The following is a 25,487-nucleotide window of genomic DNA, read 5'->3' on the forward strand; positions in this document are numbered from 1 at the left end:
CTTGCCGGACGAAGATGTCGCAATGGTCCGGCGACGGACATCGCGCCCAGGAATGGACATCGCGCACAGGAATGGACGTCGGTGACGCAGCGAAGGCCCGCGGGATGCAACGCCGCCCACTCGCCCGGATGCCGGGGCTGGCGTGACCGTCGACCGCATGATTAAACCAGAATTCATAATTCACGCTTAAGAAAACCCTCAGTCAACGCAGCGAAGGCAATCTTGAGGCGGCTCGACCCCTGTCGTTCGATAGTCATGGCCCGACGGCCGGAGCATCGGCATTTCACAGGGCGCCGGACCGATTGAACCGTGAAGCATGAGCGTCGCATCTTGGCGAAGAAGACGAGCCCATTCGACAATGTCGACGCGTTCCGCCGCTCCGTCCTCATCGTCCTGTTGCTGTTCACCTCCAGCTTCGGCGCCAGCTTCGCCGTCCTCAACTACCTGAACGATAACTACAAGGCGATGTTCGGCGAGATCGCCATGGGGACCTTCGCGCTCGTCATCATCCCTCTCGTCAGGAAGACGCCGCATCTCATCCGCTGGTCGCTCGTCTATCTCGTCCTGTTCAATACGACGATGATGCTGATCCTCGCGACGCCGCAGTCGGCGCCATCGGTCTTCGCCTGGGTCCTGCTGATCCCCATCCTGTCGCATATGCTGCTCGGCCGGGCCCTGGGTGGCGGCGTCACCGTCGTCTTTCTGGTGACGGCCTTCCTCATCTACTACATGCGCTTTGCCGACAGTGCGGTCCACGGCAACGCCCGGGCTCTCCTGAACGTCGCCGGGGTCGCCCTCTGCATCTTCGGCTTTTCCTTCGTCTATGAGACGTCGCGCTCGCGCGCGGAAAAGGCCCTGCAGCGCCAGGCCCTGACGGATCCCCTCACCGGGCTCGGAAACCGCGCCTTGCTGCAGCTCAGAGCCGAAGAAGAGGAGGCGCGGCACGAGCGCTACGGGACGTCTCACGCCCTGCTGCTGCTCGACATCGACTACTTCAAGAAGATCAACGATTCCCATGGCCACGACGCCGGCGACAACGCGCTGAAGGCGATGTCCGCGCTGCTCAGCGACAACGTCCGCACCAATGACGACGTCTTTCGCTATGGCGGCGAGGAGTTCTGCCTGCTGCTGGCCAACGCCTCGGCAAGGGATGCGAGAGAGGCGGCGGAGAAGCTGCGCCACCTCATCGAGGCGTCATCCTTCGAGGATGCCGGCAAGACGCTGTCCTTCACCGCGAGCATCGGCGTTGCGGCCTGCCCCGAAGACGGCTGCGATCACCAGACGCTGCTGGGGATCGCCGACAGGCGCCTCTATGCGGCAAAGCTCGGCGGGCGCAACCGGGTGGAGTGGGCCTGAGCCGCCTCATCGCCGGCACGGCCGGCGCGGGCTGCATGAATCGGCGTTGAGGGGAGACGGCCGGCACCGGCTGCGGTAAGCCGGCAAAAGCCGACCGAAAAATGCGAATCGGACGGGCGTCGGCCCGAAACTCTCCCCGCCTCCTCCTCCGGGAAATCCAGCGAATATCCGCATGACTGATCTCATCGTCGTCGCCGCCGTCCTTGCCGCGGTCGCCGTGCTGCTCCTGCCGGCGGTGCGGCGAAGCACGCTCTGGCGGGCGACGGTGACGCCGCTCGCCTCGATCATCGGCAGCGGCTTTCTCGTCCTCGGGCCGATCCTGACCACGGAATATGGCGGCTACGCCCCCATGGTCATGGCGCTGCTGTGCCTCGCCGCCTACGGCTTCGGCGCCGCCGTCAGGGCGAACATCGCCGCAATCGAGGCGGCGGGCGACCGCTCACGGGCGGAACGCTGGCTGGAGGACGCGGCCTCCTGGGCGCTGGCCTTCGCCTATGTCGTCTCGGTCGCCTACTACCTGAACCTCTTCGGCGCCTTCGCCCTGCATCTGACGCCCTTCGACACGCCGTTCGAAGCCCGACTTTTGACCAGCGCCATGCTCATCCTGATCCTCCTCGTCGGCTGGGGCTGGGGCTTCAAGGCGCTGGAGCGGATGGAGACGGTATCGGTCAGCCTGAAGCTGGCGATCATCGCCGGCCTCCTCGTCGGGCTCGGCCTGTTCTTCTTCGGCCTGTGGCGGGGCGGCGCGCTCTACGACAATCCCGAGCCGACATCGGCCTGGCGCAGCATCACGCTGGCCTTCGGCCTGATCGTCACGGTGCAGGGTTTCGAGACCTCGCGCTATCTCGGCCGGAGCTATGACGCCCGGACCCGCATCGCCTCGATGCGCCTTGCCCAGTGGATCTCGGCGGCGATCTATCTCGTCTACATCCTGTTCCTGACGATGAGCTTTCCAGCCAGCGAAACGCATCTCAGCGAGACCGCGATCATCGACATGATGGGCGTCGTCGCGCCGATCCTGCCGGCGATGCTGGTGCTGGCGGCGCTTGCCGCGCAGTTCTCGGCGGCCATCGCCGATACCGGCGGAGCCGGCGGGCTGACCGTCGAACTGACCGGCGGCAGGCTGTCGCAGCGCCAGGCCTATGCGGTTCTGTGCTCGCTCGGCCTTGCCATCACCTGGACATCGGGGGTCTTCGAGATCATCGCCTACGCCTCGCGGGCCTTCGCTCTCTATTACGGGCTCCAGTCGGCGCTCGCAGCCGTCGCCGCGCACCGGGCCGGCCGGAACATCCGCGCCGCGCTGTTCCTGCTGATGGCCTGTCTCGGCGTCGCGATCGTCCTCTTCGGCGTTCCGGCCGAGTGAAAGAGGGGCGAAAAAGCCTGTTTCACCGATTTTCGCACTCAGTGAACATTGTCGAAACGGTGACGAAACATTGGCAAATCTTCACGCCATCGCGACGAAACATAGTCAGACTAACCTCTGACACATCGCAGCCACGGCACCGCAGACGGCGCCACCAAATGACTGAAAAGGCTGCCACAATCTACCCGGCTCACATGCCGCTGTGATCCGGGTTGGACGGCTCCGACGATCAACGCCCCAAATCGTCGGAGCCGCCGCCTTTCCGGCTTCCCCCACGCTCCCATCGATATTCTGCCGGCGCAGCGACGCTCTCGAGACCGTGCTCGTGTCCCGGCCTCGCGCGTCGGGATCCTGAAGCTTCGGCTCAGACGAAGAGGTCGACGATCCGGAAACCGGCGCTGTCGACGATGCCCTTGTCGGAGATCCTGAGAGCCGGGATGACGACGAGGGCCAGGAGCGAGTGCTGCATATAGGCATTGTTCAGCGTGCAGCCGCCCTCGCGCATCGCGGCGATCAGCCGGTCGGCCTTTTTGGCGACGATCTCGGCGCGCTCGTCCGACATCAGCCCGGCGATCGGCATCTCGATGAGGGCCTTCTCCTTGCCATCGGCGAAGAACACCACCCCGCCGCCGGCCTCGCCAAGCCGGTTGGCGGCGAGCGCCATGTCCGTTTCGCTGGTGCCGACGACGATCATGTGATGGCTGTCATGGGCGACGGTGGAGGCCATGGCGCAGGCGCCACGATAGCCGAAGCCCGAGACGAAGCCGTTGGTGACGTCGCCGCTCGCCCGGTGCCGCTCGACAAGGGCGATGCGGCAGATGTCGTTGTCGGGATCGGGCATGGCGACGCCGTCCTGCACCGGCACCCGCGCCGTCAGTGCCTTCGTCGGCGCCTGGTTCTCGACGACGCCGATCACCCGTGCCTCGACGCTGCCCTCTGCGCCGGCGGGGGCCGCGACGCGAAAATCCTCGGCGGTCAGCCGGCGGCCGAGCCGCACCGTGTTGCGCACGCTCTCCGGATAGGCATGGGCCGGCATGTCGGCCTCGAGACGGCCGCCTGACGCCAGACGCATGCCGCGGGCATAGACCGCGTCGATCGACAGTTCGGCAAGGTCGGAGACGATCAGGAAGTCGGCCCGCCGTCCCGGCGTGACCGAGCCGATCTCGCGCTCCATCTTGAAGTGTTCGGCGGTGTTGATCGTCGCCATCTGGATCGCCGTCATCGGCTTAAGTCCCTGCGCGATCGCATGGCGCACCACCCGGTTCATGTGGCCGTCGCGGACCAGCGTGCCGGAGTGGCAGTCGTCAGTGCAGAGGATGAAGTGGCGGGAATCGAGCCCCATCTCGGTGATCGCCTTCACCTGCTCCGCGACATCGTACCAGGCCGAGCCGAGCCGCAGCATCGCCTTCATGCCCTGGCGCACCCTGGCCGCTGCATCCTCCATCCGCGTGCCCTCGTGGTCGTCCTCGGGCCCGCCGGCGACATAGCCGTGGAAGGCAAGGCCGAGATCGGGGGAGGCATAGTGGCCACCGACCGTCTTGCCGGCGCCCCGCGTCGCGGCGATCTCGCCGACCATCGTCGGGTCGTTGGCGGCGACGCCCGGAAAGTTCATCACCTCGCCGAGCCCGACGATCTGCGGCCAGGTCATCGCTTCGGCGACGTCGGCCGGACCGAGTACCGCGCCGCCCTCTTCCAGCCCCGGCGCGGAAGGCACGCAGGACGGCATCTGCACGAAGACGCTGACCGGCTGCTTCACCGCCTCGTCATGCATCAGCCTGACCCCGGACAGGCCGAGGACATTGGCGATCTCGTGCGGATCGACGAACATCGAGGTGGTGCCGTGGGGGATGACCGCCCGGCAGAACTCGGTGACCGTCACCATGCCGCTCTCGACATGCATGTGGGCGTCGCAGAGGCCGGGCATGACGTAGCGCCCGACGGCGTCGACCACCTCGGTGCCAGGCCCGATCGCGTGGGAGGCGTCCGGCCCGCAATAGGCGAAGCGGCCGGCGGCGACGGCGATGTCGGTCGAAGGGATGATCTCGCCGGAGTGAACGTTCACCCACCGGGCGTTCCGCACCACGAGATCGGCCGCGGCGCGGCCCATGGCGACGTCGACGAGGCGGCTCGCCACCGCCTCGAAGGGCGCAATGCGCCATTGGTCGTTGGTTTCGGGCATGGCGCACTCCTCACTCCTGTCGGCGCGAATGTCGCATCTGGGCCCGGCAGGGGAAAGCCGCATTTTGCCGGAACGGCGCGGCGGGCGAAGCGGCCTGCCGATCGGCGATCGCCGGAAGGCGGCAGTTGAACCGGTGGACTCCATCCGGCGATCGGCTGCCGGCGCTTGGCGGATCGCTGCCGGGCATCAAGAGCCTCGGGCGTTTTGTCGCAGGCTGGCGGGTTTTAGGGCAAAGCTGTGCCGATCTGGTACGGGCGGCGGGACTCGAACCCGCACGGCCAAAGCCCAGGGATTTTAAGTCCCTTGCGTCTACCATTCCGCCACGCCCGCGCCCGGCGCGACCTGAGCGAAAGGCCGGCGTCCTGTCAAGTTTTGTTGAGGTCGTGCAACATCGGCAAGAAAAGCGCTTAGCAACGGCCCCGAAATGGGGTATTGTCCGATCGTGCCTTGGAAGTGCCGGATTCACAGATTTCGGACAGGAGGGTTAGCCGTGGCATTGAGGGGTTATGGCGATGTGCAGTCGGGCGAAAGGGCCGCTTGGTCCTGGGTCGATGCTCCCGATGTGCTTGAGGACGAAGGGCTTTTGCATCGTCTGCGTGCCAACAACGATGCTCTCGAAAGCCTACGGCAGGCCCTCGACGACGAAGGCCAAGTTTTCGCCCGATTCATCCGGCGCGACCCGGAGGCGAGCGTCACCGAAGAGCCGGAACCGGTCGGTTTCTGACCGACTGTTGCCTGGGAACAATCGCCGCCTTTACTGTTTCACAATGAATCAGTGCATCGCCCGCCGACGAGCCGATCGGCGGGTTTCGTTTATCGGTGCGGTTCCGCATCCCGGCAGGCAGGCATAAGCGACGTTTAACCATCGCCGCCCATCCGCCGGTCGGGCCGGGACCTTGCAGCGCGCTCATGGATACCGGCAGGAGTGGCGCCTCGCTGTGCTCTTTGCGAGCGCCGCGCCTCCAATGGGGCGAGCCGGCGACGCGCAATCCGCTTGCGTCGACGCATGATACCTTTTCGACGATCGGTGCCGATTTTAGATCCGATGCCTTCAGAGCGAGCGCCGGGCAACGAAGAGATGGCCCGGCGCCGGGCGCCCCTCCTGCATGCGCACGATAATCGGCTCGGCCTGAAGGACCTCGAGCCCCGCCGCCTCGAAGGCCTTGCGGACATAGTCCTCGCCATGATGGAAGCGGTGGTCGCGGCCGACGGCAAAATCCGCGCCGCCGGCGCGGCCCGCATGCCGCTGCGCCCCGCCTTCCGGCCTGCCCGGTTCGCCTGGCGCGCCCGGCCCGTCAGACCCGCCGGCCCCGTCTGTGGCGAACGTCTCCGTCGAGGCGACGAAGACCCCGCCCGGTGCCAGCCGCGCAAAGACCGCTTCGAGCAGCGGCGAAAGCTCGCCGAAATAAGGCAGGACGTCGGCCGCCGCGATCAGATCGAAGGGCTCGTCCTCCTCGAAATCGCCCAGAAAGCCGAGCGCCTCGCCGATATAGAGATGGTCGTAGGCGCCGGAATCGAAGGCGATCTCGACCATGTTCTCCGAGAGGTCGACCCCCATCATCGTGTCCGCCCGCCCGTCGAGGGCGAGGCCGACGAGGCCGGTGCCGCAGCCAAGATCGAGCGCCCGCTCGAAATGATGAAAGCCGAGCCGCGTCAGCGCCTCGCCGATCAGCGCCGGTACGCCATAGCCGAGCTGGCGAACGAGAATGTCCTCGAACATCTCGGCCTGCTGGTCGAACAGCGTCGCCACATAGGCGTCCCCCGCCGTCTCCGGCGTCTCGCCGAGGCCGAGCGCGGCGAGGCGCAGACGGGCACCGACATGGTCGTCGGGATCGATCTCAAGACAGGCACGATAGGCCTTCGCAGCCGCATCGAACCGGCCGGCCTTCTCCTCGGCGAGCGCCTCGCCATAGACGCCTTCGAGGGCGTCCTCGTCGAATTTCGGTCCGGACATGGCGGTCAGATCCTTCAGGCGGCGGGCACGGCGTCACTGCCTGTCGCGGCGCTCATTTGCAAGAGCGCCAGCGCCGCCGCCTCGAGCCGCGCCATCGGCACGGTGAGAAAGACCTCCGGCAGCGGCGGATGGGCGATCAGGTCGGCGACGCCCTCGTCGCTGGAGGGGAGGTGGAAGAAGCCGAAGCGCGAGACGCCGAGGCCGCTCGCGGCAAGAGCGAGGTGGTAGAGCGTGTCGTTGCAGAGATAACCGCCGGCATTGGTCGACCATTCGAAGTCGATCGGGGCGCTCCGCAGCGCTGCCGCCACGGCGGTAAAGTCGAGCCGGCATGGCAGCGCCGCCGGCCCGTCGCCGACGGAGGGCCCGGCTGCGAAGGCGCCGAGCGCGTCCTGCCGGCCGAGCTCGCGATGATTGCGGGCCTGCAGCTCGACCCGGAAGCGCTCGGCGCGAAGATGCGCCCCGAACATCAGCACCGTCGTCGCCCGGCGCTCCCTGATCGCCGCCTCGAGCTGCGGCCAGCTCTGGTCCCAGCTGACCGGCAGGACGAGGCTGGTCGCCCGGAACGCCTCCAGACGCCCGGACAGCGCCTCGACGAGGTCCTGCGACGGATTTCGGGCAACCCCCGGAAAGGCTGCGAAGCCAACGACGAGAATCGACATAGTCGAACGAATTCCGCTACTTGGTGATGAGGGGGTACTGACGGGGAAGCTGTGCCGTAATGAAACGTGAAGCGCGTCAGAAATCTTTCACTTGCAATGATGGCGGGAAATTAGCATTCTTCCCCGCGTTCGGGCAAATTCGCGAACACGGGTAATGGACGAATTGCGTATCGGGAGCGCCTCTCCCGGGTGGGCCCTTCGGTCTACGATGAGTCGGTTCCTAATCCTAATCAAGACTTGCCTGCCGCTGCCCCATGGGCGCCCATACATGCCAGGATGAGGATTCCGACAATGGCACAGACCGGCACGGTCAAATTCTTCAATACCGAAAAGGGTTTCGGTTTCATCAAGCCGGACAATGGCGGAGCCGACATCTTCGTCCATATCTCTGCCGTTCAGGCATCCGGCCTTCCCGGCCTGCAGGAAAACCAGAAGGTCTCCTTCGACACCGAGCCGGACAAGCGCGGCAAGGGCCCTAAGGCCGTCAACCTGCAGCCTGCCTGAATTCCCGATCCGGCCCGGGTTTCGCCGCAGCCTGATTTGCGGCGCGACGCCGCGTTCCGACGAGACGAGCATCCGGCCCGCGCGGAGGAGTAGCGCTGGCCGGTGACGAAGTCATGACGGCGCGCCATGTGCCGGCTTTATCGCGACGACGATCTGCCGCCGTTCCTCGGCTTCCGGGGGACGGTTTTACTGTGTGTGCGGGTTGACGTGCGGGTGCCGAAGATCGGCGGCGGCGGCGCGGCGGGTGTGGCTCACCAGCCTGCACCTGTGCAGAGCGCCGCGCGTCCGGTCGGATGCGCCAGGGACGCGCCAAGGACGATCTCAGTCATTGAATGACTGCATCGTGCTTTGTCGCGCGCCGTGCGCCCGATAGGACGCACAGAGGATGCTATAAGTTACTGCATCACCGCATCGATCTTTTCCGAAAATCGATCCCGATTTTCGGGCCGATGCTGCAGAAGATCGAGGCCGATCTTCCGGCGATGCTGTAGCCCATCCCTCTTGCGCCCTGCCCCAACGACCGCCTCAGGCCGGGCGCTGGGCCATCCGCTCGCGGACCAGCCGACGCAGCTCGTCGATCGGCCGCAACTCGCCTTCCGCCTCGACATGCCAGAAGGTCCAGCCGTTGCAGGCGGAAAGGCCCTGCACCTTGGCGCCGACGCGGTGGATCGAGGCCGCCTCGCCGGCGACCGCCACTGTGCCGTCCGCCCGGACATGGGCGACATGGCGCCGACCGGCGTCGGTGAGGCGCGTGCCCGGCTCGATCAGCCCGGCCTCGAGCAGGCTCGCAAAGGGCACCCGCGGCTCGGCCCGCTTGCCGCCGAAGATTTCCAGGCTCTCCGCCCCGAGCGGCTCGACGGCGGCGATGCGCCGCTCGGCCGCCTCGATATAGTCGACATCCCGCTCGATCCCGACGAAATGCCGGCCGAGGCGCCTTGCCACCGCGCCGGTGGTGCCGGTGCCGAAGAACGGGTCCAGCACGGTGTCGCCGGGCTTCGTCGAGGCGAGCAGGATGCGGGCAAGCAAAGCTTCCGGCTTCTGGGTCGGATGCAGCTTCTGCCCCTCCTCGTCCTTCAGCCGCTCGCCGCCGGTGCAGATCGGGAACAGCCAGTCGGAGCGCATCTGGACGTCGTCATTGGCCGCCTTCAGGGAATCGTAGTTGAAGGTGTAGCCCTTGGCCCCGCTGTCGCGGGACGCCCAGATCAGCGTCTCGTGGGCATTCTGGAACCGGCGGCCGCGAAAATTGGGCATCGGGTTGGTCTTGCGCCAGACGACGTCGTTGAGGATCCAGTAGCCGAGGTCCTGCATCGAGGCGCCGACGCGGAAGATGTTGTGGTAGGAGCCGATCACCCAGATCGTGCCGTTCGGCTTCAGCACCCGGCGGGCGGCGAGCAGCCAGGCCCTGGTGAAGGCGTCATAGGCCTGAAAACTTTCGAACTGGTCCCAGGCGTCGTCGACGGCATCGACCTTCGACTGGTCCGGCCGGTGCAGATCCCCCGCGAGCTGCAGATTGTAGGGCGGGTCGGCGAAGATCACGTCGACCGAGCCTGCCGGCAGCATTTCCATCTGCGAAACGCAGTGCCCCTGAAGGATCTGGTCCCTGAAGGACGGAGCCGGAACGGCCGGCGTTGTCAGGAGAGCGGAGCGGGAACGAGCCATGGAAAAACACCGAATACGCCGGAACAGTTTCGCCGACATGGTTACCGAGCGAGGTAAACAATCGATAAAATCGTCAGATTATTTCGCCGCCCATCCCGGCGAGCCGACCACGAGCCCCTGGATGTCGCCGGCCCGCTGCCCGGCATCGCCGGCAGAAACGTTTGCGCCGGCGTCCCGGCGTGCTACCGCACGGTTCGCATGAAGATGGCGGACCCGCCTCCGGCAGGCCCCGCCGATCGCGCCCGCACGAACCGACCCATGGGGACAGGCCAGAGAATGCCACAGCCACTGCTTCTGATCTTCGATTGCGACGGCGTGCTCATCGATTCCGAGGTGATCGCCGCCAGGGTCCAGTGCGAGCTGCTGCTCGAGGAAGGCATCGAGCTCGACGCGGGAGATCTGGCGGCGCGCTTTGCCGGCCTCACCTGGCCGGCAATCGTCGAGCGCCTCAGCGAGGAGACCGGCCAGCGCTTCTCCAAGGCTTTCATGAAGCGGGTCGACGACGAGATCGACCGGCGGCTCGGCACCGACGCCGAGGAGATCGCCGGCGCCCACGACATGCTCGACCGGCTGGAGCTGCCCCGCTGCATCTGCTCGAACTCGAGCGCCGCGCGGCTCGAACTCGAGCTCGATCATGTCGGCCTCTGGGACCGTTTTCGGCCTTACGTCTTCAGCGCCATGGATGTCGGCAAGGCCAAGCCTGCGCCCGACGTCTTCCTGCATGCGCTGAGGGTCTTCGAGGTCGCCGGCGAGCGGGCGGTCGTGCTGGAGGATTCGGTCCATGGCGTTGCCGGCGCGAAGGCCGCCGGCTGCCGGGTCGTCGGCTTCACCGGCGCCGCCCACAGCTATCCCGGCCATGCCGATGCGCTGACCGAGGCCGGCGCCGAGACGGTGATCAGCCGCCTTGCCGACTTTCCCGCCATCGTCGAGGTGCTCGGCAGCTGGCAGGACATCTGATCCGGATCGCCACCCGCAGAAATAGAAGCCTGCCAGAATATCAAGCTTACATCTGAATAGAACTTGTTGCAGAAGAAACCTGCAGAGAGAAATACATGAAAACCGCCCATGGCAAAGGCTTTCTTAAGGTGTTTCGCGACATTTGAGGGACGAAAGTCTTCGAGCTGGCGAGAAGGGGCAGACACGTCCCGCTTGACGGGTTCGACGACGAGACCAGTCCCCATTGCGAGAGCGCCCGATGTCGATGCCTTTCCGTCGCCCCAGCCTTGCCACCCAGAAGATCGCCGCGATGGACGCGCTCCGCGCCAACGTGATGATCGCCGACGCCAAGCTCAACATCGCCTATCTCAATCCCGAGCTCGAACGTCTGCTGCGCGAGGCTGAGGCCGAGTTGAAGCGGGAGCTTCCCCGCTTCAACGTCGACACGCTGATCGGCAGCAACATCGACATCTTCCATAAAAACCCCAGCCACCAGCGTGGCATGCTGGCAGCGCTGCAGCGTCCCCACAGCGCCACCATCAAGGTCGGTAAGCGCGTCTTCGATCTTCTCGTCACGCCGCTGCGCGAGGGCAATACGACGACCGGTTTCGTCGTCGAATGGGCCGACGCCAAGGAGCGCCTCCTGAACCTCGACTATGCCGGCCAGATCGCCGCAGTGCATCGCTCCCAGGCGGTCATCGAGTTCCAGACCGACGGCACGATCACGGCTGCCAACGGGAACTTTCTCACGACGATGGGCTATTCCCTCGACGAGATCGTCGGCAAGCACCACTCGATGTTCGTCGAGGCGGCCCACCGCGACAGCGCCGACTACACAGCCTTCTGGGACGGCCTGCGCGCCGGCCGCTTCCAGGCGGCGGAATTCCGCCGCGTCGGCAAGGGCGGCCGGGAAGTGTGGATCCAGGGCTCCTACAACCCGATCCTCGACGAGAAGGGCAAGGTCACCAAGGTCGTCAAATACGCCGTCGACGTCACCCAGCGCGTCAAGGCGGTGGCCGAGATCGGCGCGGCGCTGTCGGCGCTTGCCGAGGGCAAGCTCGACCGCCGCATCGACGTGCCGCTGACGCCCGAACTCGACAAGCTGCGCGTCGACTACAACGAGGCGCTTTCCAATCTCGAGTCCGCCATGGGCCAGGTGAAATCGGCCACCTCGACCATCGGCGAGGGCATGAGCGAGATCCATACCGCGGCGAACGACCTCTCCCAGCGCACCGAACAGCAGGCCGCCTCGCTCGAAGAGACCGTCGCGGCGCTGTCGGAGATCACCCGCGGCATCAACGAGACCGCCGCCGATGCTGTGAAGGCGAATCAGACGACCGCGACCGCGCTGCGCGACGCCGAGAATGGCGGCCAGGTTGTCGCCAAGGCGATCGACGCGATGAGCCAGATCGAGGCCTCGTCCCAGCAGATCAACCAGATTATCTCGGTGATCGACGAGATCGCCTTCCAGACCAACCTCCTGGCATTGAACGCCGGCGTCGAGGCGGCGCGGGCGGGCGAGGCAGGCAAGGGCTTCGCGGTGGTGGCGCAGGAAGTGCGGGCGCTCGCCCAGCGTTCGGCCGAGGCCGCCAAGGAGATCAAGGGCCTCATCACCACCTCGTCGGAACAGGTCGAGAGCGGCGTGCAGCTCGCCCGCGCCTCCGGCAAGTCGCTGGAGGAGATCGTCGCCCGCGTGCAGGAGGTGAGCCAGCTCGTCTCCGAGATCGCCCGCAGCGCCGACCAGCAGGCGGGAACGCTGCGCGAGGTCTCGACGGCCGCCGACCAGATGGACAAGGTGACCCAGCAGAATGCCGCGATGGTCGAGGAGACGACGGCGGCCGCCAGCAATCTCAGCGTCGAGACCGAGCAGCTGGCAACGCTGATGCAGCGCTTCCGCACCGCCTCCGACGCCAAGGCATCGGCCCGCAAGCCGGCCAAGGCCGCCGCGCCGGCAAGGCCCCGCGCGGCGAACCAGGCCCGTCCCGCGACCGCGGGCAACACGGCGCTGAAGCAGGCCCCGAGCCAGGAAAGCTGGGCGGAGTTCTGAGGGCGAAAGTCCACGGAGAGCTCGCGGGGCCGATGGCGGCTCCGGCGTGCCTGACCGCCATCGTCCGGCAAACGCGAGGCCTTACGCCTGAACGGCCGGCGACGGGCGGACCCGTCGCCGCTGCGCCTTACCCTCAGCCCTGTTTCGGCGGGCCCTCGTCGAAGCCGGTATAGACGATCATGCCGCCCGAGGCCGGCGGGATGACGATCTTCTCGTCGACATAGCGGAAGCTGCGGGAGGTCGCGCCCTTTTCGACCGCGACCTTGATCTTGCCGAGATTGGAATAGACGACGCCGTCCTGGCCGACGACGGCGACGCGGACCGGCAGCTCGACGGTGCGGCTCTTCGCCGCCCGGCCGGGCATCAGCCGGCCCTCGACGCCGACGGTGATCTTCAGCTTGCCGTCGACGATCCGACAATCGCGCTTTGCATTGACGAGCACCGCCTGATAGTCGAGCGCGTCGCCCTCCTTCTTGGAAAGGGTGGAGGTGCCCTCGCGGATCGAGGCCTGCGGACAGAAGCGCGCTTCCGTGCCTTCGGCGACCCGGACGGGCGTATCGGTGGCACCCGTGTCCGAGCCCGTTTCGGAAGCTGCGGCCGGTGGCCCGAGATCGGTGTTCTCGATGTGATCGGCCGTCGTGCAGGCTGCGAGACTGGCCGCGAGTGCTGCGACGATGAGGTTCCGGATGGCCGGCACGGTATGCATCGCTGGGTTCTTCCCTTACTGTGACGGGCCGTTCTATATCAGCCCGGTCCGGGTTAGGCGACACGGCCTGAGACCGTCGGGACGGACCGCGACATTTCCGCCGCAGGTCCGGCAGGGAGTTTGGAAAACGTGAGGTATGTGAGTACGCGCGGTGAGGCCGAGCCCCTCGGTTTCGCCGATGCCCTCCTCAAGGGGCTTGGCGCCGATGGCGGTCTCTATCTGCCCGAAACCTGGCCGCAACTTGCCCCCGACGTGATCGAAGGTTTCGCCGGACGCCCCTATGCGGGCGTGGCAGAGGCGGTGTTCCGCCCCTTCGTCGGCGACGACATCGCGCCGGACGCCTTGAGGGCGATGATCGACGAGGCCTATGGCACCTTCGCCCATCCGGCGGTGGCGCCGCTGGTGCAGATCGGCCCCCGCCACTTCGTCCTCGAACTCTTCCATGGCCCGACGCTCGCCTTCAAGGACGTCGCCATGCAGCTGATCGCCCGGCTGATGGACCACGTGCTGAAGGAGCGCGGCGAGCGCGCCACCATCGTCGGCGCGACGTCGGGCGATACCGGCGGCGCCGCGATCGCGGCCTTCGCCGGCAGCCGGCGGACCGATCTCTTCATCCTCTTCCCCCATGGCCGGGTCTCGCCGGTGCAGCAGCGCCAGATGACCACCTCTGGCGAGGCGAATGTCCATGCCGTCGCCGTCGACGGCCATTTCGACGACTGCCAGGCGCTGGTGAAGGCGATGTTCGCCGACCGCCGCTTCAACGAAGAGGTCGGCCTCTCCGGCGTCAATTCGATCAACTGGGGCCGGATCATGGCCCAGATCGTCTACTATTTCACCGCCGCCGCCAGTCTCGGCGCGCCCCGCCGCAAGATCGCCTTCACGGTGCCGACCGGCAATTTCGGCGACATCTTCGCCGGCTATGCGGCGATGCGCATGGGGCTGCCGGTCGAGAAGCTGGTGATCGCCACCAATTCCAACGACATTCTCGCCCGCACCCTCGCCACCGGGCGCTACGAGACCGGCGCGGTCCACGCGACCATGTCGCCGTCGATGGACATCCAGGTCTCGTCGAATTTCGAGCGGCTGATCTTCGAGGCGAGCGGCCGCGACGCCCCCCTGGTCCGCCGGCTGATGGGAAGCCTCTCCCAGTCCGGCGGCTTCGAATTGCCGGAAGCCGTGCTGACGGCGATCCGCGGGATCTTCGAGGCCGGCGCCACCGACGAGGCGGCCACCGCGGCGACGATCCGCAAAGTACTCGAGACCAATGCCTATCTCCTCGATCCGCATACGGCGGTCGGCGTTGCCGTCGCCGAGACGATGCTCGGCGAGACGGCGGAGGGCACCGCGATGATCACCCTCGGCACCGCCCATCCGGCGAAATTCCCCGCCGCGGTGGAACAGGCGAGCGGCACGGCGCCGGCGCTGCCCCCGGCCCATGTCGGGCTGATGGAACGCACCGAGCGCTTCGACCGGCTGCCTGCCGATCTTGGCGCAGTCGAAGACTATATCAGGGCGCGCACGCGCGCCGAACTGGCGGGAGACAGGGCATGAGCGTCGAGATCACGCGGCTCGCCAACGGCCTCACCATCGCGACCGAGACGATGCCGACGCTGGAAAGCGCCGCCCTCGGCATCTGGGTGAAGGCCGGCGCGCGCGACGAGATGGCGAACGAGCACGGCATCGCCCATCTCCTCGAACACATGGCCTTCAAGGGCACCTCGCGGCGCTCCGCCCGCCAGATCGCCGAGGAGATCGAGGATGTCGGCGGCGACCTCAACGCCGCGACCAGCGTCGAGACCACCTCCTACTACGCACGTGTCCTGAAGAACGACGTGCCACTGGCGATCGACATCCTTACCGACATCCTGGTCGATTCGCGCTTCGACGAGGCCGAACTCGAGCGCGAGCAGCAGGTGATCCTGCAGGAGATCGGCGCCGCCGAGGACACGCCCGACGACATCGTCTTCGACCATTTCCAGGCGGCCGCCTTCCGTGACCAGATCATCGGTCGGCCCATCCTCGGCACGCGGCAGACGGTGAAGTCCTTCACCCCCGACGATCTCAGGGCCTATCTCTCGCGCCATTACGGGCCGGACCGGATGATCGTCTCGGCGGCGGGCGCGGTGTCCCACGAGGCGATCGTCCGGCAGGTCGCCGAGGCGCTCGGCTCCGACGCCACCCCGGCGCCGGCGGAGACCGAGGCGCGCAGTCCGGCCACCTATGTCGGCGGCGAATTTCGCCAGAACCGCGAACTCGCCGACGCCCAGATGGTGCTCGGCTTCGAGGGCCGCCCCTATTACGCCCGGGACTTCTATGCCAGCCAGGTTCTGTCGCTGATTCTCGGCGGCGGCATGTCGTCGCGGCTGTTCCAGGAAGTGCGCGAGCGGCGCGGCCTCTGCTACGCCATCTATGCCTTCCACTGGAGCTTCTCCGACAGTGGCGTCTTCGGCATCCATGCGGCAACCGGCGAAGAAGAGCTTGCCGAGCTTGCCCCGGTGATCGCCGACGAGCTCGTCGAGGCGGCGAACGGCATTTCCGAGGCCGAGGTGACGCGGGCCCGGGCGCAGATGCGCGCAAGCCTTCTGATGTCGCAGGAAAGCCCGGCCTCGCGCGCCGGCCAGATCGCCCGGCAGCTGATGTTCAACGGCGAGGTGATCCCCAATGACGAGCTGATCGCCCGGCTCGACGCGATCACCGCGCCGCGGCTCGCCGATCTCGCGGGCCGGCTCTTCACCGGGTCGGTGCCGACGCTGGCGGCGATCGGCCCACTGTCGCGCCTGCCCGGCCTCGACGAGATCTCCGGCCGCCTCGGCGCGGCGCCGCCTCGCCTTGCCGCATCCGGGCGGTAGGCCGTCGCCGGCCACAGCCCCGATCGACTCCGACCATTCGGCCCAGACCATCCGGCCACGGCCCGTTTGGCGAAGGGGTCGGCAGGCTGGTCGACGATGGCGAGGGGCCGTCTCCCTCCTCACGATCCGTGGGAAACTCCGGATCGGCGTTGCAACGGTGGACGCCGCGGGCAAAGATCAATTGTCGAACTCGGTCCACTTGAGCATGATCCCGGAACGTTGCGCGTCCCTTGAACGAATCCGCCCGCTCTGCCGGCGCCCTGGAGCGCGATCGGACCTGTTCCCGCCGGGCCGGCTGCCGCTCAGGCCCGCATCGAAGCAACCGCAGCCATGGGCCTGATCGACCATTTCAGCCAGCCGCATGTTCCCGTCCTCGCCGGCGAGGATGTGATGCTGCGCCTGCCGCGCCGCTCCGACTATCCGGCCTGGCGGGCGTTGCGGGGCGACAGCCGCGCCTTCCTGACGCCCTGGGAGCCGGTCTGGACCGAGGACGAGCTCGCCTGGCCGTCCTTCCGCCGCCGCATCGCCCGCTGCAACCAGGACGCCCGCGAGGGCAGCGGCTACGGCTTCTTCGTCTTCGACGCGCCCGGCAACACGCTGCTCGGCGGCATCACCGTCGGCCACATCCGCCGCGGCGTTGCCCAGTCGGCGACGCTCGGCTACTGGATGGGCGAGCGTTTCGCCGGCAGGGGCCACATGCGCCATGCCGTCGAGGCGGTGAAGCTGTTCGCCTTCGAGGTCGAGGGCCTGCATCGCATCGAGGCGGCGTGCCTGCCGAAGAACCAGCGGTCGATCCGGCTTCTGGAGCGCTGCGGCTTCACCCGCGAGGGCCATCTTCGCGGCTATCTCAAGATCGCCGGGAAGTGGGAAGATCATTGTCTCTACGCATTGCTTGCGGAAGATTGGCTGCGGTCGGCGGATCGGCCGTCGCAGCCACGGACGTCCTCGCAGGATCCCGTTGCGCTGGACGGCTGATTACAACTTCACCACGGCGCCGAAAACTGCGACAATCCTTCGCTACGGGGCATGCGGTGACAACGAAACTTGGCGGCCGCCCCGTCATGCGGCCCACCGACGGGACGGCGTGACGTGGCCAAAAGGAAAGCGCCGGAGGGTATGCGGTTCATCATTCTGCGTTGGCTGATCGTCATTGTCGCCTTCGCCCCGTTTCTCGGCGAGATCTCGCCGGCCTTCGCGCTCGAACCGGTGAGCGTCTCGCGGGACGACGTCGCCATCGACCTGAAGCCGGCGACCGACCTTTATTTCGGCCAGGGCCGCAATTTCCAGGTGACCACCGTGCCGGGCGCCGACGGCATCGTGCGCCGCATCGAGGTGGAGGCGAAATCGCCTGCGGCCTCCGGCAACTGGGCGGTCTTCGCCCTCGCCAACAACACCGACGAACAGCTCGACCGGCTGGTGGTCGCCTCGCATTTCCGGCTCGTCGGCTCCGGCATCCTGTCGCCCGACCTCGGCTCGCAGCGCATCGCCTCGATCACCCCCAGCCAGGGTTTCGCGCTGGAGCGGCAGGCGAGCACCGACGCCGACGTCTTCCTCGTCACCCTCGATCCCGGCTCGGTGGTGACCTTCGTCGCCGAGCTGACCAGCCCCAGGCTGCCCGAGTTGCGGCTCTGGGAGCCGAACGGCTACAAGGACACGATCAACGCCTTCACCCTTTATCGCGGCATCGTTCTCGGCATTGCCGGCCTGCTCGCGGTGTTCCTGACGATCCTCTTCGTCGTCAAGGGATCGGCGATGTTCCCCGCCGCAGCGGCGCTCGCCTGGGCGGTGCTCGCCTATATCTGCATCGACTTCGACTTCTGGCAGAAGCTCCTGCCGCTCGCCCCCGGCCAGGAGCGGATCTGGCGGGCCGGCACCGAAGTCGCCCTCGCCTTCACTCTGGCGATGTTCCTGTTTGCCTATCTCAACCTCAACCGCTGGCACCGGGCGCTGTCGATCACCCTCCTCGTCTGGCTGACGCTGCTCGCCGGCCTCGGGGCGCTCGCCGCCTTCGAGCCGGTGGTCGCCTCGGGCATCGCCCGTCTGTCGCTGGCGGCGACCGCCGGCATCGGCCTCGCGCTGATCGCCGGCCTCGCCTTCCAGGGCTTCGACCGGGCGGTGATGCTGATCCCCACCTGGTGCCTGATCATTCTCTGGCTGGTGGCCAGCTGGATGACGGTCACCGGCCGCATCGACAACGACATCATCCAGCCGGCGCTCGGCGGCGGCCTGGTGCTGATCGTTCTGCTGATCGGCTTCACGGTGATGCAGCACGCCTTTGCCGGCGGCAGCTTCGCCCAGGGGCTGCTCTCCGACATGGAGCGCCGTTCGCTGGCGCTCGCAGGGGCCGGGGACGCGGTGTTCGACTGGGACGTGCCCCGCGACCGCATCTTCCTCGGCGCCGACGGCGACACCCTTTCCGGCATGCCGATCGCCGCGATGAACGGCGCCGCCCGGGACTGGCTGCCGATCCTCCATCCCGACGACCGCGACCGCTTCAAGCTGACCTTCGACACGGTGATCGAGCATCGCCGCGGCCGCATCGTCCAGGAATTCCGGGTTTCCGACGAGGACGGCCATTATCACTGGATGCAGCTGCGGGCCCGCCCCGTGCTCGGCTCCGACGGCGAGGTGGTGCGCTGCGTCGGCACGATGAAGGACGTCACCGACCTGAAGAAGGCCGAGGAGCGCCTGCTCCACGACGCGCTGCACGACCAGCTGACGGGCCTGCCGAACCGCGAGCTCTTCGGCGACCGGCTGGAGGCGATCGGCGTTCTTGCCGCCACCCGCGACGACGTGCGACCGACGATCTTCGTCATCGACATCGACCGCTTCAAGCAGGTGAACGACGACTTCGGCCTGGCGGTGGGCGACACCATCCTCCTCACCGTCGGCCGGCGGCTGAAGCGCATCCTGAAGCCGCAGGACTCCCTCGCCCGTCTCGGCAGCGACCAGTTCGGCCTGATCCTCGTCTCCGAAAGCGACGTCGGCGCCGTCGCGGCCTTTGCCGAAACGCTGCGCGAGGCGATCAAGGCGCCGATCTCGCTCGCCGGCCGGGAGATCGTGCTGACCGGCTCGATCGGCCTCAGTGGCTGGGCGGAGGGCGCCACCAGCGAGGAGACGCTGAAGGAAGCCGAACTCGCCATGTATCAGGCCAAGCGCTTCGGCGGCGACCGGATCGAGCCGTTCCGGCCGGCCTACAAGACCATCGGCTCGGGGCGCCTGCAGCTGGAATCGGATCTGCGCCGGGCCTTCGAGCGCTCGGAACTGTCGCTGGCGTTCCAGCCGATCGTCGACCTCGAAACCGAGAAGGTCGCCGGCTTCGAGGCGCTCCTGCGCTGGGAGCATCCGCGCCGCGGCACGATCTCGCCGGCGGAGTTCATCCCGATCGCCGAGAATACCGGCCTCATCGTCACCCTCGGCCAGTTCGCGCTGGAGGAGGCGGCCAAGCGGCTCTGCGACCTGCACCGGGCGACCGGCGACGACAGCTTCTTCATGTCGGTGAACATCTCCAGCCGCCAGCTGATCCGCCAGGACCTGATCGCCGACGTCAAAAGCGTGCTCGATCGCTACAAGCTGTCGCCCGCCAGCCTGAAGCTCGAACTGACCGAGTCGATGGTGATGGACAATCCCGAGCGTTCGGCGAAGCTCCTGGCCCGGCTGCGCGACCTCGGCATCGGCCTGTCCCTCGACGATTTCGGCACCGGCCACTCCTCGCTCGCCTATCTGATGCGCTTTCCCTTCGACACGCTGAAGATCGACCAGTCGTTCCTGAGGAACAACGACCGGCCGCAGCGGCCGATCATCCTCCATTCGATCGTGACCATGGCCCACGATCTGGAGCTGAAGGTCGTCGCAGAGGGCGTCGAGACCGAGGGCGACATCGTCCAGCTGAGGCAGCTGAACTGCGAATACGCCCAGAGCTTCGCCTTCTCGCCGCCCTTGAACTTCGAGATGGCGCGGCGACTGCTGGTCGACCGCTCGGCGAGCCTGAAACGGGCGAGCTGATCGCCGCGACGCGGGCTCTGGCGCTTCCAATGACTGATCGATCGCAACCACGAAGGATCAGTCCGATGGCCCCGCTCGTCCAGATCGCCAACGCCAAGCGTTTCCTCATCACCCGTCCGGCCCAGCCGAAGCAGTGACCCGTCAACCGGCCCAGCCGAAGCGGTGATCCGTTTACGGTCGCTGCAAGCGGCCAGATGAACCGGTGCGGCGCAATGCCGAGGTCGATCGCGGCCGGCCAAAAAGGCTCGCGGCCTATCCGGCGACGACCGCGTAGATCGCCTGGATGACGCTGGCGCCGCCGATCGGCGCAATCACCAGCGAGACGACGAAGGCGCCGACCGACCACAGGATGATCGTCTCGTCGCGCTCGGACAGCCGCCTGCGCCCTGGCTCCGGCGGGCTCCACTCGTTCTTCTCGTCGAGAAACATCGCCTGCCTCCGGAGAAACGCTGAGATCGCGTTCAAGCAGAGGCCTCGGCAGGGCAAGTGTCAAGCTGGCCCGACGCCGCAGAGGTCACGGGCGACAGGGAGGCCGGCGCGTTCCCGCCAGCGCGCCGTGCGTCCGATAGGACTGACGAAGGACGCGCTATCTCTTTGATGCTGCGCATCGAGCTTTCCGAAACTCGATTGCGATTTTCGGGCCGATGCCGAAACGGGCAGGCTCTGGCCCCGCAACCACGATGCCTTCCCTTGTCGGCGTGCCACAGACGATTCGTTCAAAAGCCTGCGGGCCTCACATCTCGTCTTCGGTCGGCACCAGGATCTCGCGCTTGCCGGCGTGGTTGGCCGGGCCGACGATGCCCTCCTGCTCCATCTTCTCGATGATCGAGGCGGCGCGGTTGTAGCCAATGCCGAGCCGGCGCTGGATGTAGGAGGTGGACGCCTTGCCGTCCCGAAGCACGACCGCCACCGCCTGGTCGTAGGGATCGTCGGAATCGTCGCCCATCCCGCCGGAGGAGCCGCCCGACCCCGACGCCCCGCCGCCGGCGGAGCCGCCGTCCTCGTCCTCGTCCTCGAGGATCGCATCGAGATAGTCGGGCACGCCCTGCGACTTCAGGTGATTGACGATCTTCTGGACTTCCGGATCGTCGACGAAGGGGCCGTGGACGCGCTGGATGCGCCCGCCGCCGGCCATGAACAGCATGTCGCCCATGCCGAGCAGCTGCTCGGCGCCCTGTTCGCCCAAGATGGTGCGCGAGTCGATCTTCGACGTCACCTGGAAGGAGATACGGGTCGGGAAGTTCGCCTTGATCGTGCCGGTGATGACGTCGACCGAGGGGCGCTGGGTCGCCATGATCACGTGGATGCCGGCGGCTCGGGCCATCTGGGCGAGGCGCTGGACGGCGCCCTCGATGTCCTTGCCGGCGACCATCATCAGGTCGGCCATCTCGTCGATGATGACGACGATATAGGGCAACGGCTCGAGATCGAACTCCTCGGTCTCGAAGATCGGCTCGCCGGTCTCCCGGTCGAAGCCGGTCTGCACCGTTCGGGACATCGTCTCGCCCCGCTCCATCGCCTGTTTGACGCGGGAGTTGAAGCCGTCGATGTTGCGCACGCCCACCTTCGACATCTTGCGATAGCGGTCCTCCATCTCGCGGACCGTCCATTTCAGCGCGACGACGGCCTTCTTCGGATCGGTGACGACCGGCGAGAGGAGATGCGGGATGCCGTCATAGATCGACAGTTCCAGCATCTTCGGATCGATCATGATCAGCCGGCATTCGGCCGGGGTGAAGCGGTAGAGCAGCGACAGGATCATCGTGTTGATCGACACGGATTTACCGGATCCCGTGGTGCCGGCGACGAGAAGATGCGGCATCTTGGCGAGATCGGCGATCACCGCCTCGCCGCCGATGGTCTTGCCGAGGACCAGCGGCAGCTTGCCCTTGTTCTGGTTGAACGCCTCGGAGGCGATCATCTCGCGATAATAGACCGTCTCGCGGCGCTGGTTCGGCAGCTCGATGCCGATGGCGTTCTTGCCGGGGATGACCGCGACGCGGGCGGCGATCGCCGACATCGAGCGGGCGATGTCGTCGGCAAGGCCAATGACGCGGGAGGACTTGATGCCCGGCGCCGGCTCGAGCTCGTAGAGGGTGACGACCGGTCCCGGCCGCACCTCGATGATCTCGCCCTTGACGCCGAAATCTTCCAGAACGCCTTCGAGCAGCCTGGCGTTTTCCTGCAGCGCCTCGGGCGACATCGAGGAATCGCGGCCGGTCGCCTTGGCCGGCGAGAGAAACTCGATCGAGGGCAGCTCGAAGGTCGCCGAATCGGCGACGGTCATCGGCTGCGGCGCGGATTTCATCGCGACGGCCCGGCCGGAGCCGGTGCGCAGCCGCTGCTGGTCGGCGGTCACCGTGCGCTGGGGGACGACGCGGGTGTCGCCGCCGCCGGACGCCTCGGCCGGGTTCGAACGGGCGGGCGAAGGCTGCGGGCGCGAGGGCTGGCCGGCCGCCGGGCGATCCATGTCCGGTTCGCTGCGCTGCTTCTCGCGGGCCGCCTTGCGTCCGGGAAAGGCGACGATGTTGCCGGAGAGAAGGCCGCGCCAGCCGCCGCCCTCTTCCTCGCGGGCCTCGCCGCGGCCGGTGGTCACCCGGTCGTCGGGGCTGAGCGACATCGCGTCGCCGACTTGCGGAGCGGGGTTTGCCGCCGCCGCGCGGATCTCGGCGTCGAAGCCGTCCTGCTCGGCCGCCTGCCAGTCGCCCTCCGGCTGCCAGTCGGTGAAGTCCTCGTCCTCGTCGTCCTGCCAGTCGGTCGGATCGACGAAGCTCTGGCTGTTGTTGGCAGGCATCGAGACGCGGATCGAGCGGCTGGACGGGTCGACGAGAGCCGGGGCCGGCGGCGCGAAATTGCCGTCGTCCTCGTCGTGCCAGTTCTGGAAGCGCTCGCCGAATTCCGGCTCCTTGACCTTGCGGCGCTGCTCGCTGTGGCGCTGCCAGGCGGCCTTGGCGGAAAACAGCATGTGGGCGCCGGCGCCGATGAGGAGCGACAGGCGCCCCTCGCCTTCGTCCTCGGCATCGAGGCTGCGGGGCTTTTCGACATAGCGGCCGATCAGCGCGGCGCCGTTGAGATAGAGCCAGGCGGCGGGAGCTGCGAGGATCGCGGCCAGCGGCAGCGCCCAGACGCCGCTCGGATAGCCGCCGAAAATCCCGGCCGGAATTTTTAGAAGAAGATCGCCGGCAACGCCGCCGATGCCGATCGGCAGCGGCCAGCTTTCCGGCGCCGGCAGGCAGCCGAGGGCGGCGCAGGCGACGACGATGCCGCCGACCGCGTACCAGCCGCGCTTCCAGACATGGTCGACGCTGCGACCGCTGATCAGCCGCAGGGCCCAGATCACCGGCAAAGCGATCACCAGCGCCGCGCCGATGCCGAAGATCTGCATCACCAGATCGGCGACGATCGCCCCGGTGGCGCCGGCGGCGTTCTCGATCATGTTCTGGTTGGACTGGCTGAGCGAAGGGTCGGTGACCGACCATGTGGCGCAGGCAAGGCCAAGATAGGCCGCAAGCAGCAGAAGGCCGATCGCCCCCGCCACCTCGATGCCGCGCCGAAAGAAGGAACTCTGCTGCTCGCCGACCGCTAGATACGCCATTACCCGACCCGTCAGGAATTCTCGGATCAGAGGGCCGCCCGGTCATCGGTCCGGCATCCTCCAAACTGCCGGCAGCCTACGGTCATTGAGGTTAAGAGTGACTTAAGATTAAGACGCCGTTAGGAAAATTTGCTCAATTGCCAACGCCGGTGTCGCAAAAACGGCGCATCCGGACAGCGGCTCGCCGAGAGCTCAGCCATGCAGCTTCAGCTGCGCGCCCTTGGCGGGCGACAGCCAGTCCGCAAAGATCGCGACGCCACCGCGCAACGGGCCGAGCAGCGTCCATTGATGGCGGCGCTGCAGGCTCTGATAGGCGGCAAGGGCGAAGCGGCCCTTGACCAGAAAGTCGTTCTTGCGACCGAAGCCGATCTGCCCGACCGATCCGGCCCTTGCCAGCGACAACAGGCGTCCGCGATCGGAATAGACGAAGGGTTCGGGCTGCTCGCCGCCAAGCAGCTTCGGGATCGCCGTGGCCAGATAGTCGGCCTGCTGGCTGGCGCATTGCGCCGTGGGCGGCAGCGGCGCGTCGGCGCCCTCGGGCGTGAAGGCGGCGGCGTCTCCCATCACCTGGATCGCCGGGTCGAGAAAGGTGCAGAGGCGCTGGTCGACGACGATGCGGCCCTTCTTGTCGGTCTGAAAATCGGCAAGCTTTGCCAGCGCCGGATTGCCGACGAGGCCGGCCGCCCAGACGGTGATATCGGCGGGGTGGCGGGTGCCGTCCTTTGCAACCACCTCGTCCGGCGTCACCTCGGCGATCTGCGCACCGGTGAGCGTGTCGATGTCGAGCGCTTCCAGCCGCGCCGCGACGTTGCGGCGAAGGTCGTCGCCGGCTCCCGGCATCAGCTCGGGGGCCGCCTCGGCGATCAGGATGCGCAGCATGTCGCGCGGGCCCCTGCCGCCCGATCGGAAGAAGCCGCCCTCGACCTCGCGCAGATGCGCAGCGAGTTCGGTGCCGGTGGCGCCCGAGCCGACGATGACGACATGGGCCGGCCTGCCGCTCTCGCGGGCAGTGATCATCAGCGCGATGAAGCGCGCCCGGAAGCGGTCGGCGTCGGTGCGCTCGTCGAGCCGCACCGCATGTTCGACGACGCCCCTTGTGCCGAAATCCGGCGTCACGCCGCCGAGCGCCACCACGAGATGGTCGTAGGAGATGTCGCGCGGCGCGGCCCCGCGCCCGTCAGGGGCGGTCGGGCCGGTGAGGTGCACCGACTTTCGGGCCGTGTCGATCGTCTCGACATTGCCCTGCTCGAACTCGAAGCCGCGCATGCGCGCGACCATGTAGTAGCTGAGCTCTGACAGCGTCGAATCGATCGTCCCGGCGGCAAATTCATGCAGCCGCGGCTTCCACAGATGCGAGGCCTGACGGTCGACCAGCGTCACCGTCATGTCGCTCCGGGTGCCGAGCCGCGCCGCGAGCTCGGAGCCGCCGGCTCCGCCGCCCAGGATGACGACGCGGGGCAGATCGGCCACGGTCAGCCCGGCAGATGGATGAGATTGGGAAACAGCCCCATCAGTCCGACGACGATGAGATAGATGGCGACGATGATGTTGAGCAGCCGCGGCACGACGAGGATCAGGATCCCGGCGACGAGGGCGACGAGCGGCTGAATGGCGATGACTTCCATGGGGGGCCTCCGATAGAGGCCGGTAATTAGGGGAGCCGGATGGACATGTG

19 protein-coding genes and 1 tRNA gene are annotated in these 25,487 nt (G+C 67.2%); 10 read left to right on the forward strand and 10 right to left on the reverse strand.

Going from position 1 to position 25,487, the window contains the following annotated elements; translation table 11 throughout:
- Positions 1–330: 330 nt before the first annotated feature.
- Together E3C22_RS20635 and E3C22_RS20640 are read left to right on the forward strand one after the other, a co-directional pair.
- Entirely contained in the window at positions 331–1,356 is a 1,026-nt protein-coding gene (locus E3C22_RS20635) for a GGDEF domain-containing protein (protein ID WP_134763772.1), read from the forward strand.
- A 172-nt stretch (positions 1,357–1,528) separates the two neighbouring features.
- Positions 1,529–2,719, forward strand: a complete 1,191-nt coding sequence (locus E3C22_RS20640) for an APC family permease (protein WP_134763773.1) — start codon at positions 1,529–1,531, stop codon at positions 2,717–2,719.
- Positions 2,720–3,083: 364 nt separating this feature from the next.
- Here the strand turns inward: E3C22_RS20640 and ade are convergent, their stop codons facing one another.
- On the reverse strand, positions 3,084–4,898 hold the full coding sequence (gene ade / locus E3C22_RS20645) for an adenine deaminase (protein ID WP_134763774.1): 1,815 nt from the start codon (positions 4,896–4,898) through the stop codon (positions 3,084–3,086).
- A 246-nt stretch (positions 4,899–5,144) separates the two neighbouring features.
- Positions 5,145–5,228 (reverse strand) — tRNA-Leu (locus tag E3C22_RS20650).
- A gap of 160 nt (positions 5,229–5,388) precedes the next feature.
- Here E3C22_RS20650 and E3C22_RS20655 point away from each other — a divergent pair.
- Positions 5,389–5,622, forward strand: a complete 234-nt coding sequence (locus E3C22_RS20655) for a hypothetical protein (protein ID WP_134763775.1) — start codon at positions 5,389–5,391, stop codon at positions 5,620–5,622.
- Between the two features lie 327 nt (positions 5,623–5,949).
- On the opposite strand, the gene E3C22_RS20660 is transcribed toward E3C22_RS20655, so the two are convergent.
- Together E3C22_RS20660 and E3C22_RS20665 are read right to left on the reverse strand one after the other, a co-directional pair.
- Positions 5,950–6,852, reverse strand: coding sequence for a class I SAM-dependent methyltransferase (locus E3C22_RS20660; protein WP_134763776.1), 903 nt, complete (start codon positions 6,850–6,852; stop codon positions 5,950–5,952).
- A gap of 14 nt (positions 6,853–6,866) precedes the next feature.
- Positions 6,867–7,511 (reverse strand): pyroglutamyl-peptidase I, encoded by a 645-nt coding sequence (locus E3C22_RS20665; RefSeq protein WP_134763777.1) that lies wholly within the window; start codon positions 7,509–7,511, stop codon positions 6,867–6,869.
- 291 nt (positions 7,512–7,802) lie between these two features.
- Between E3C22_RS20665 and E3C22_RS20670 the strand changes: the two genes are divergently transcribed.
- Positions 7,803–8,015, forward strand: coding sequence for a cold-shock protein (locus E3C22_RS20670; RefSeq protein ID WP_134763778.1), 213 nt, complete (start codon positions 7,803–7,805; stop codon positions 8,013–8,015).
- Between the two features lie 525 nt (positions 8,016–8,540).
- On the opposite strand, the gene E3C22_RS20675 is transcribed toward E3C22_RS20670, so the two are convergent.
- Entirely contained in the window at positions 8,541–9,674 is a 1,134-nt protein-coding gene (locus E3C22_RS20675) for a site-specific DNA-methyltransferase (RefSeq protein WP_134763779.1), read from the reverse strand.
- Between the two features lie 276 nt (positions 9,675–9,950).
- Here E3C22_RS20675 and E3C22_RS20680 point away from each other — a divergent pair, with 276 nt between their 5' ends.
- On the forward strand, positions 9,951–10,631 hold the full coding sequence (locus E3C22_RS20680; RefSeq protein WP_134763780.1) for an HAD family hydrolase: 681 nt from the start codon (positions 9,951–9,953) through the stop codon (positions 10,629–10,631).
- A gap of 238 nt (positions 10,632–10,869) precedes the next feature.
- Positions 10,870–12,657, forward strand: coding sequence for a methyl-accepting chemotaxis protein (locus E3C22_RS20685; protein WP_134763781.1), 1,788 nt, complete (start codon positions 10,870–10,872; stop codon positions 12,655–12,657).
- A gap of 133 nt (positions 12,658–12,790) precedes the next feature.
- Here the strand turns inward: E3C22_RS20685 and E3C22_RS20690 are convergent, their stop codons facing one another.
- Positions 12,791–13,363: a hypothetical protein gene (locus E3C22_RS20690; protein WP_134763782.1), complete on the reverse strand. Its 573-nt coding sequence runs from the start codon at positions 13,361–13,363 to the stop codon at positions 12,791–12,793.
- Between the two features lie 129 nt (positions 13,364–13,492).
- Here E3C22_RS20690 and thrC point away from each other — a divergent pair, with 129 nt between their 5' ends.
- The 4 genes from thrC (at position 13,493) to E3C22_RS20710 (ending at position 20,217) form a co-directional block, all read left to right on the forward strand.
- Positions 13,493–14,914: a threonine synthase gene (gene thrC / locus E3C22_RS20695; RefSeq protein ID WP_134763783.1), complete on the forward strand. Its 1,422-nt coding sequence runs from the start codon at positions 13,493–13,495 to the stop codon at positions 14,912–14,914.
- Entirely contained in the window at positions 14,911–16,212 is a 1,302-nt protein-coding gene (locus E3C22_RS20700; protein ID WP_134763784.1) for a M16 family metallopeptidase, read from the forward strand. Before thrC ends, E3C22_RS20700 begins: the two co-directional genes overlap by 4 nt.
- 330 nt (positions 16,213–16,542) lie before the next feature.
- Complete coding sequence (locus tag E3C22_RS20705) at positions 16,543–17,187, forward strand: GNAT family N-acetyltransferase (RefSeq protein WP_134763785.1); 645 nt, start codon at positions 16,543–16,545, stop codon at positions 17,185–17,187.
- A gap of 141 nt (positions 17,188–17,328) precedes the next feature.
- Complete coding sequence (locus E3C22_RS20710; protein ID WP_134763786.1) at positions 17,329–20,217, forward strand: EAL domain-containing protein; 2,889 nt, start codon at positions 17,329–17,331, stop codon at positions 20,215–20,217.
- Positions 20,218–20,469: 252 nt separating this feature from the next.
- On the opposite strand, the gene E3C22_RS24590 is transcribed toward E3C22_RS20710, so the two are convergent.
- From E3C22_RS24590 to E3C22_RS20725, 4 genes are all read right to left on the reverse strand, one after another.
- Complete coding sequence (locus E3C22_RS24590; RefSeq protein WP_167591848.1) at positions 20,470–20,646, reverse strand: hypothetical protein; 177 nt, start codon at positions 20,644–20,646, stop codon at positions 20,470–20,472.
- Positions 20,647–20,950: 304 nt separating this feature from the next.
- Positions 20,951–23,812 (reverse strand): DNA translocase FtsK, encoded by a 2,862-nt coding sequence (locus tag E3C22_RS20715; RefSeq protein WP_134763787.1) that lies wholly within the window; start codon positions 23,810–23,812, stop codon positions 20,951–20,953.
- A gap of 192 nt (positions 23,813–24,004) precedes the next feature.
- Positions 24,005–25,282: an NAD(P)/FAD-dependent oxidoreductase gene (locus E3C22_RS20720; RefSeq protein ID WP_134763788.1), complete on the reverse strand. Its 1,278-nt coding sequence runs from the start codon at positions 25,280–25,282 to the stop codon at positions 24,005–24,007.
- A gap of 2 nt (positions 25,283–25,284) precedes the next feature.
- A complete protein-coding gene (locus E3C22_RS20725; protein ID WP_134763789.1) occupies positions 25,285–25,437 on the reverse strand; it encodes a DUF3096 domain-containing protein in 153 nt (50 codons plus the stop codon).
- Positions 25,438–25,487 lie beyond the last annotated feature (50 nt).

It is taken from the genome of Jiella endophytica, from assembly GCF_004519335.1.
GTDB classification, from domain to species: Bacteria; Pseudomonadota; Alphaproteobacteria; order Rhizobiales; family Rhizobiaceae; genus Jiella; species Jiella endophytica.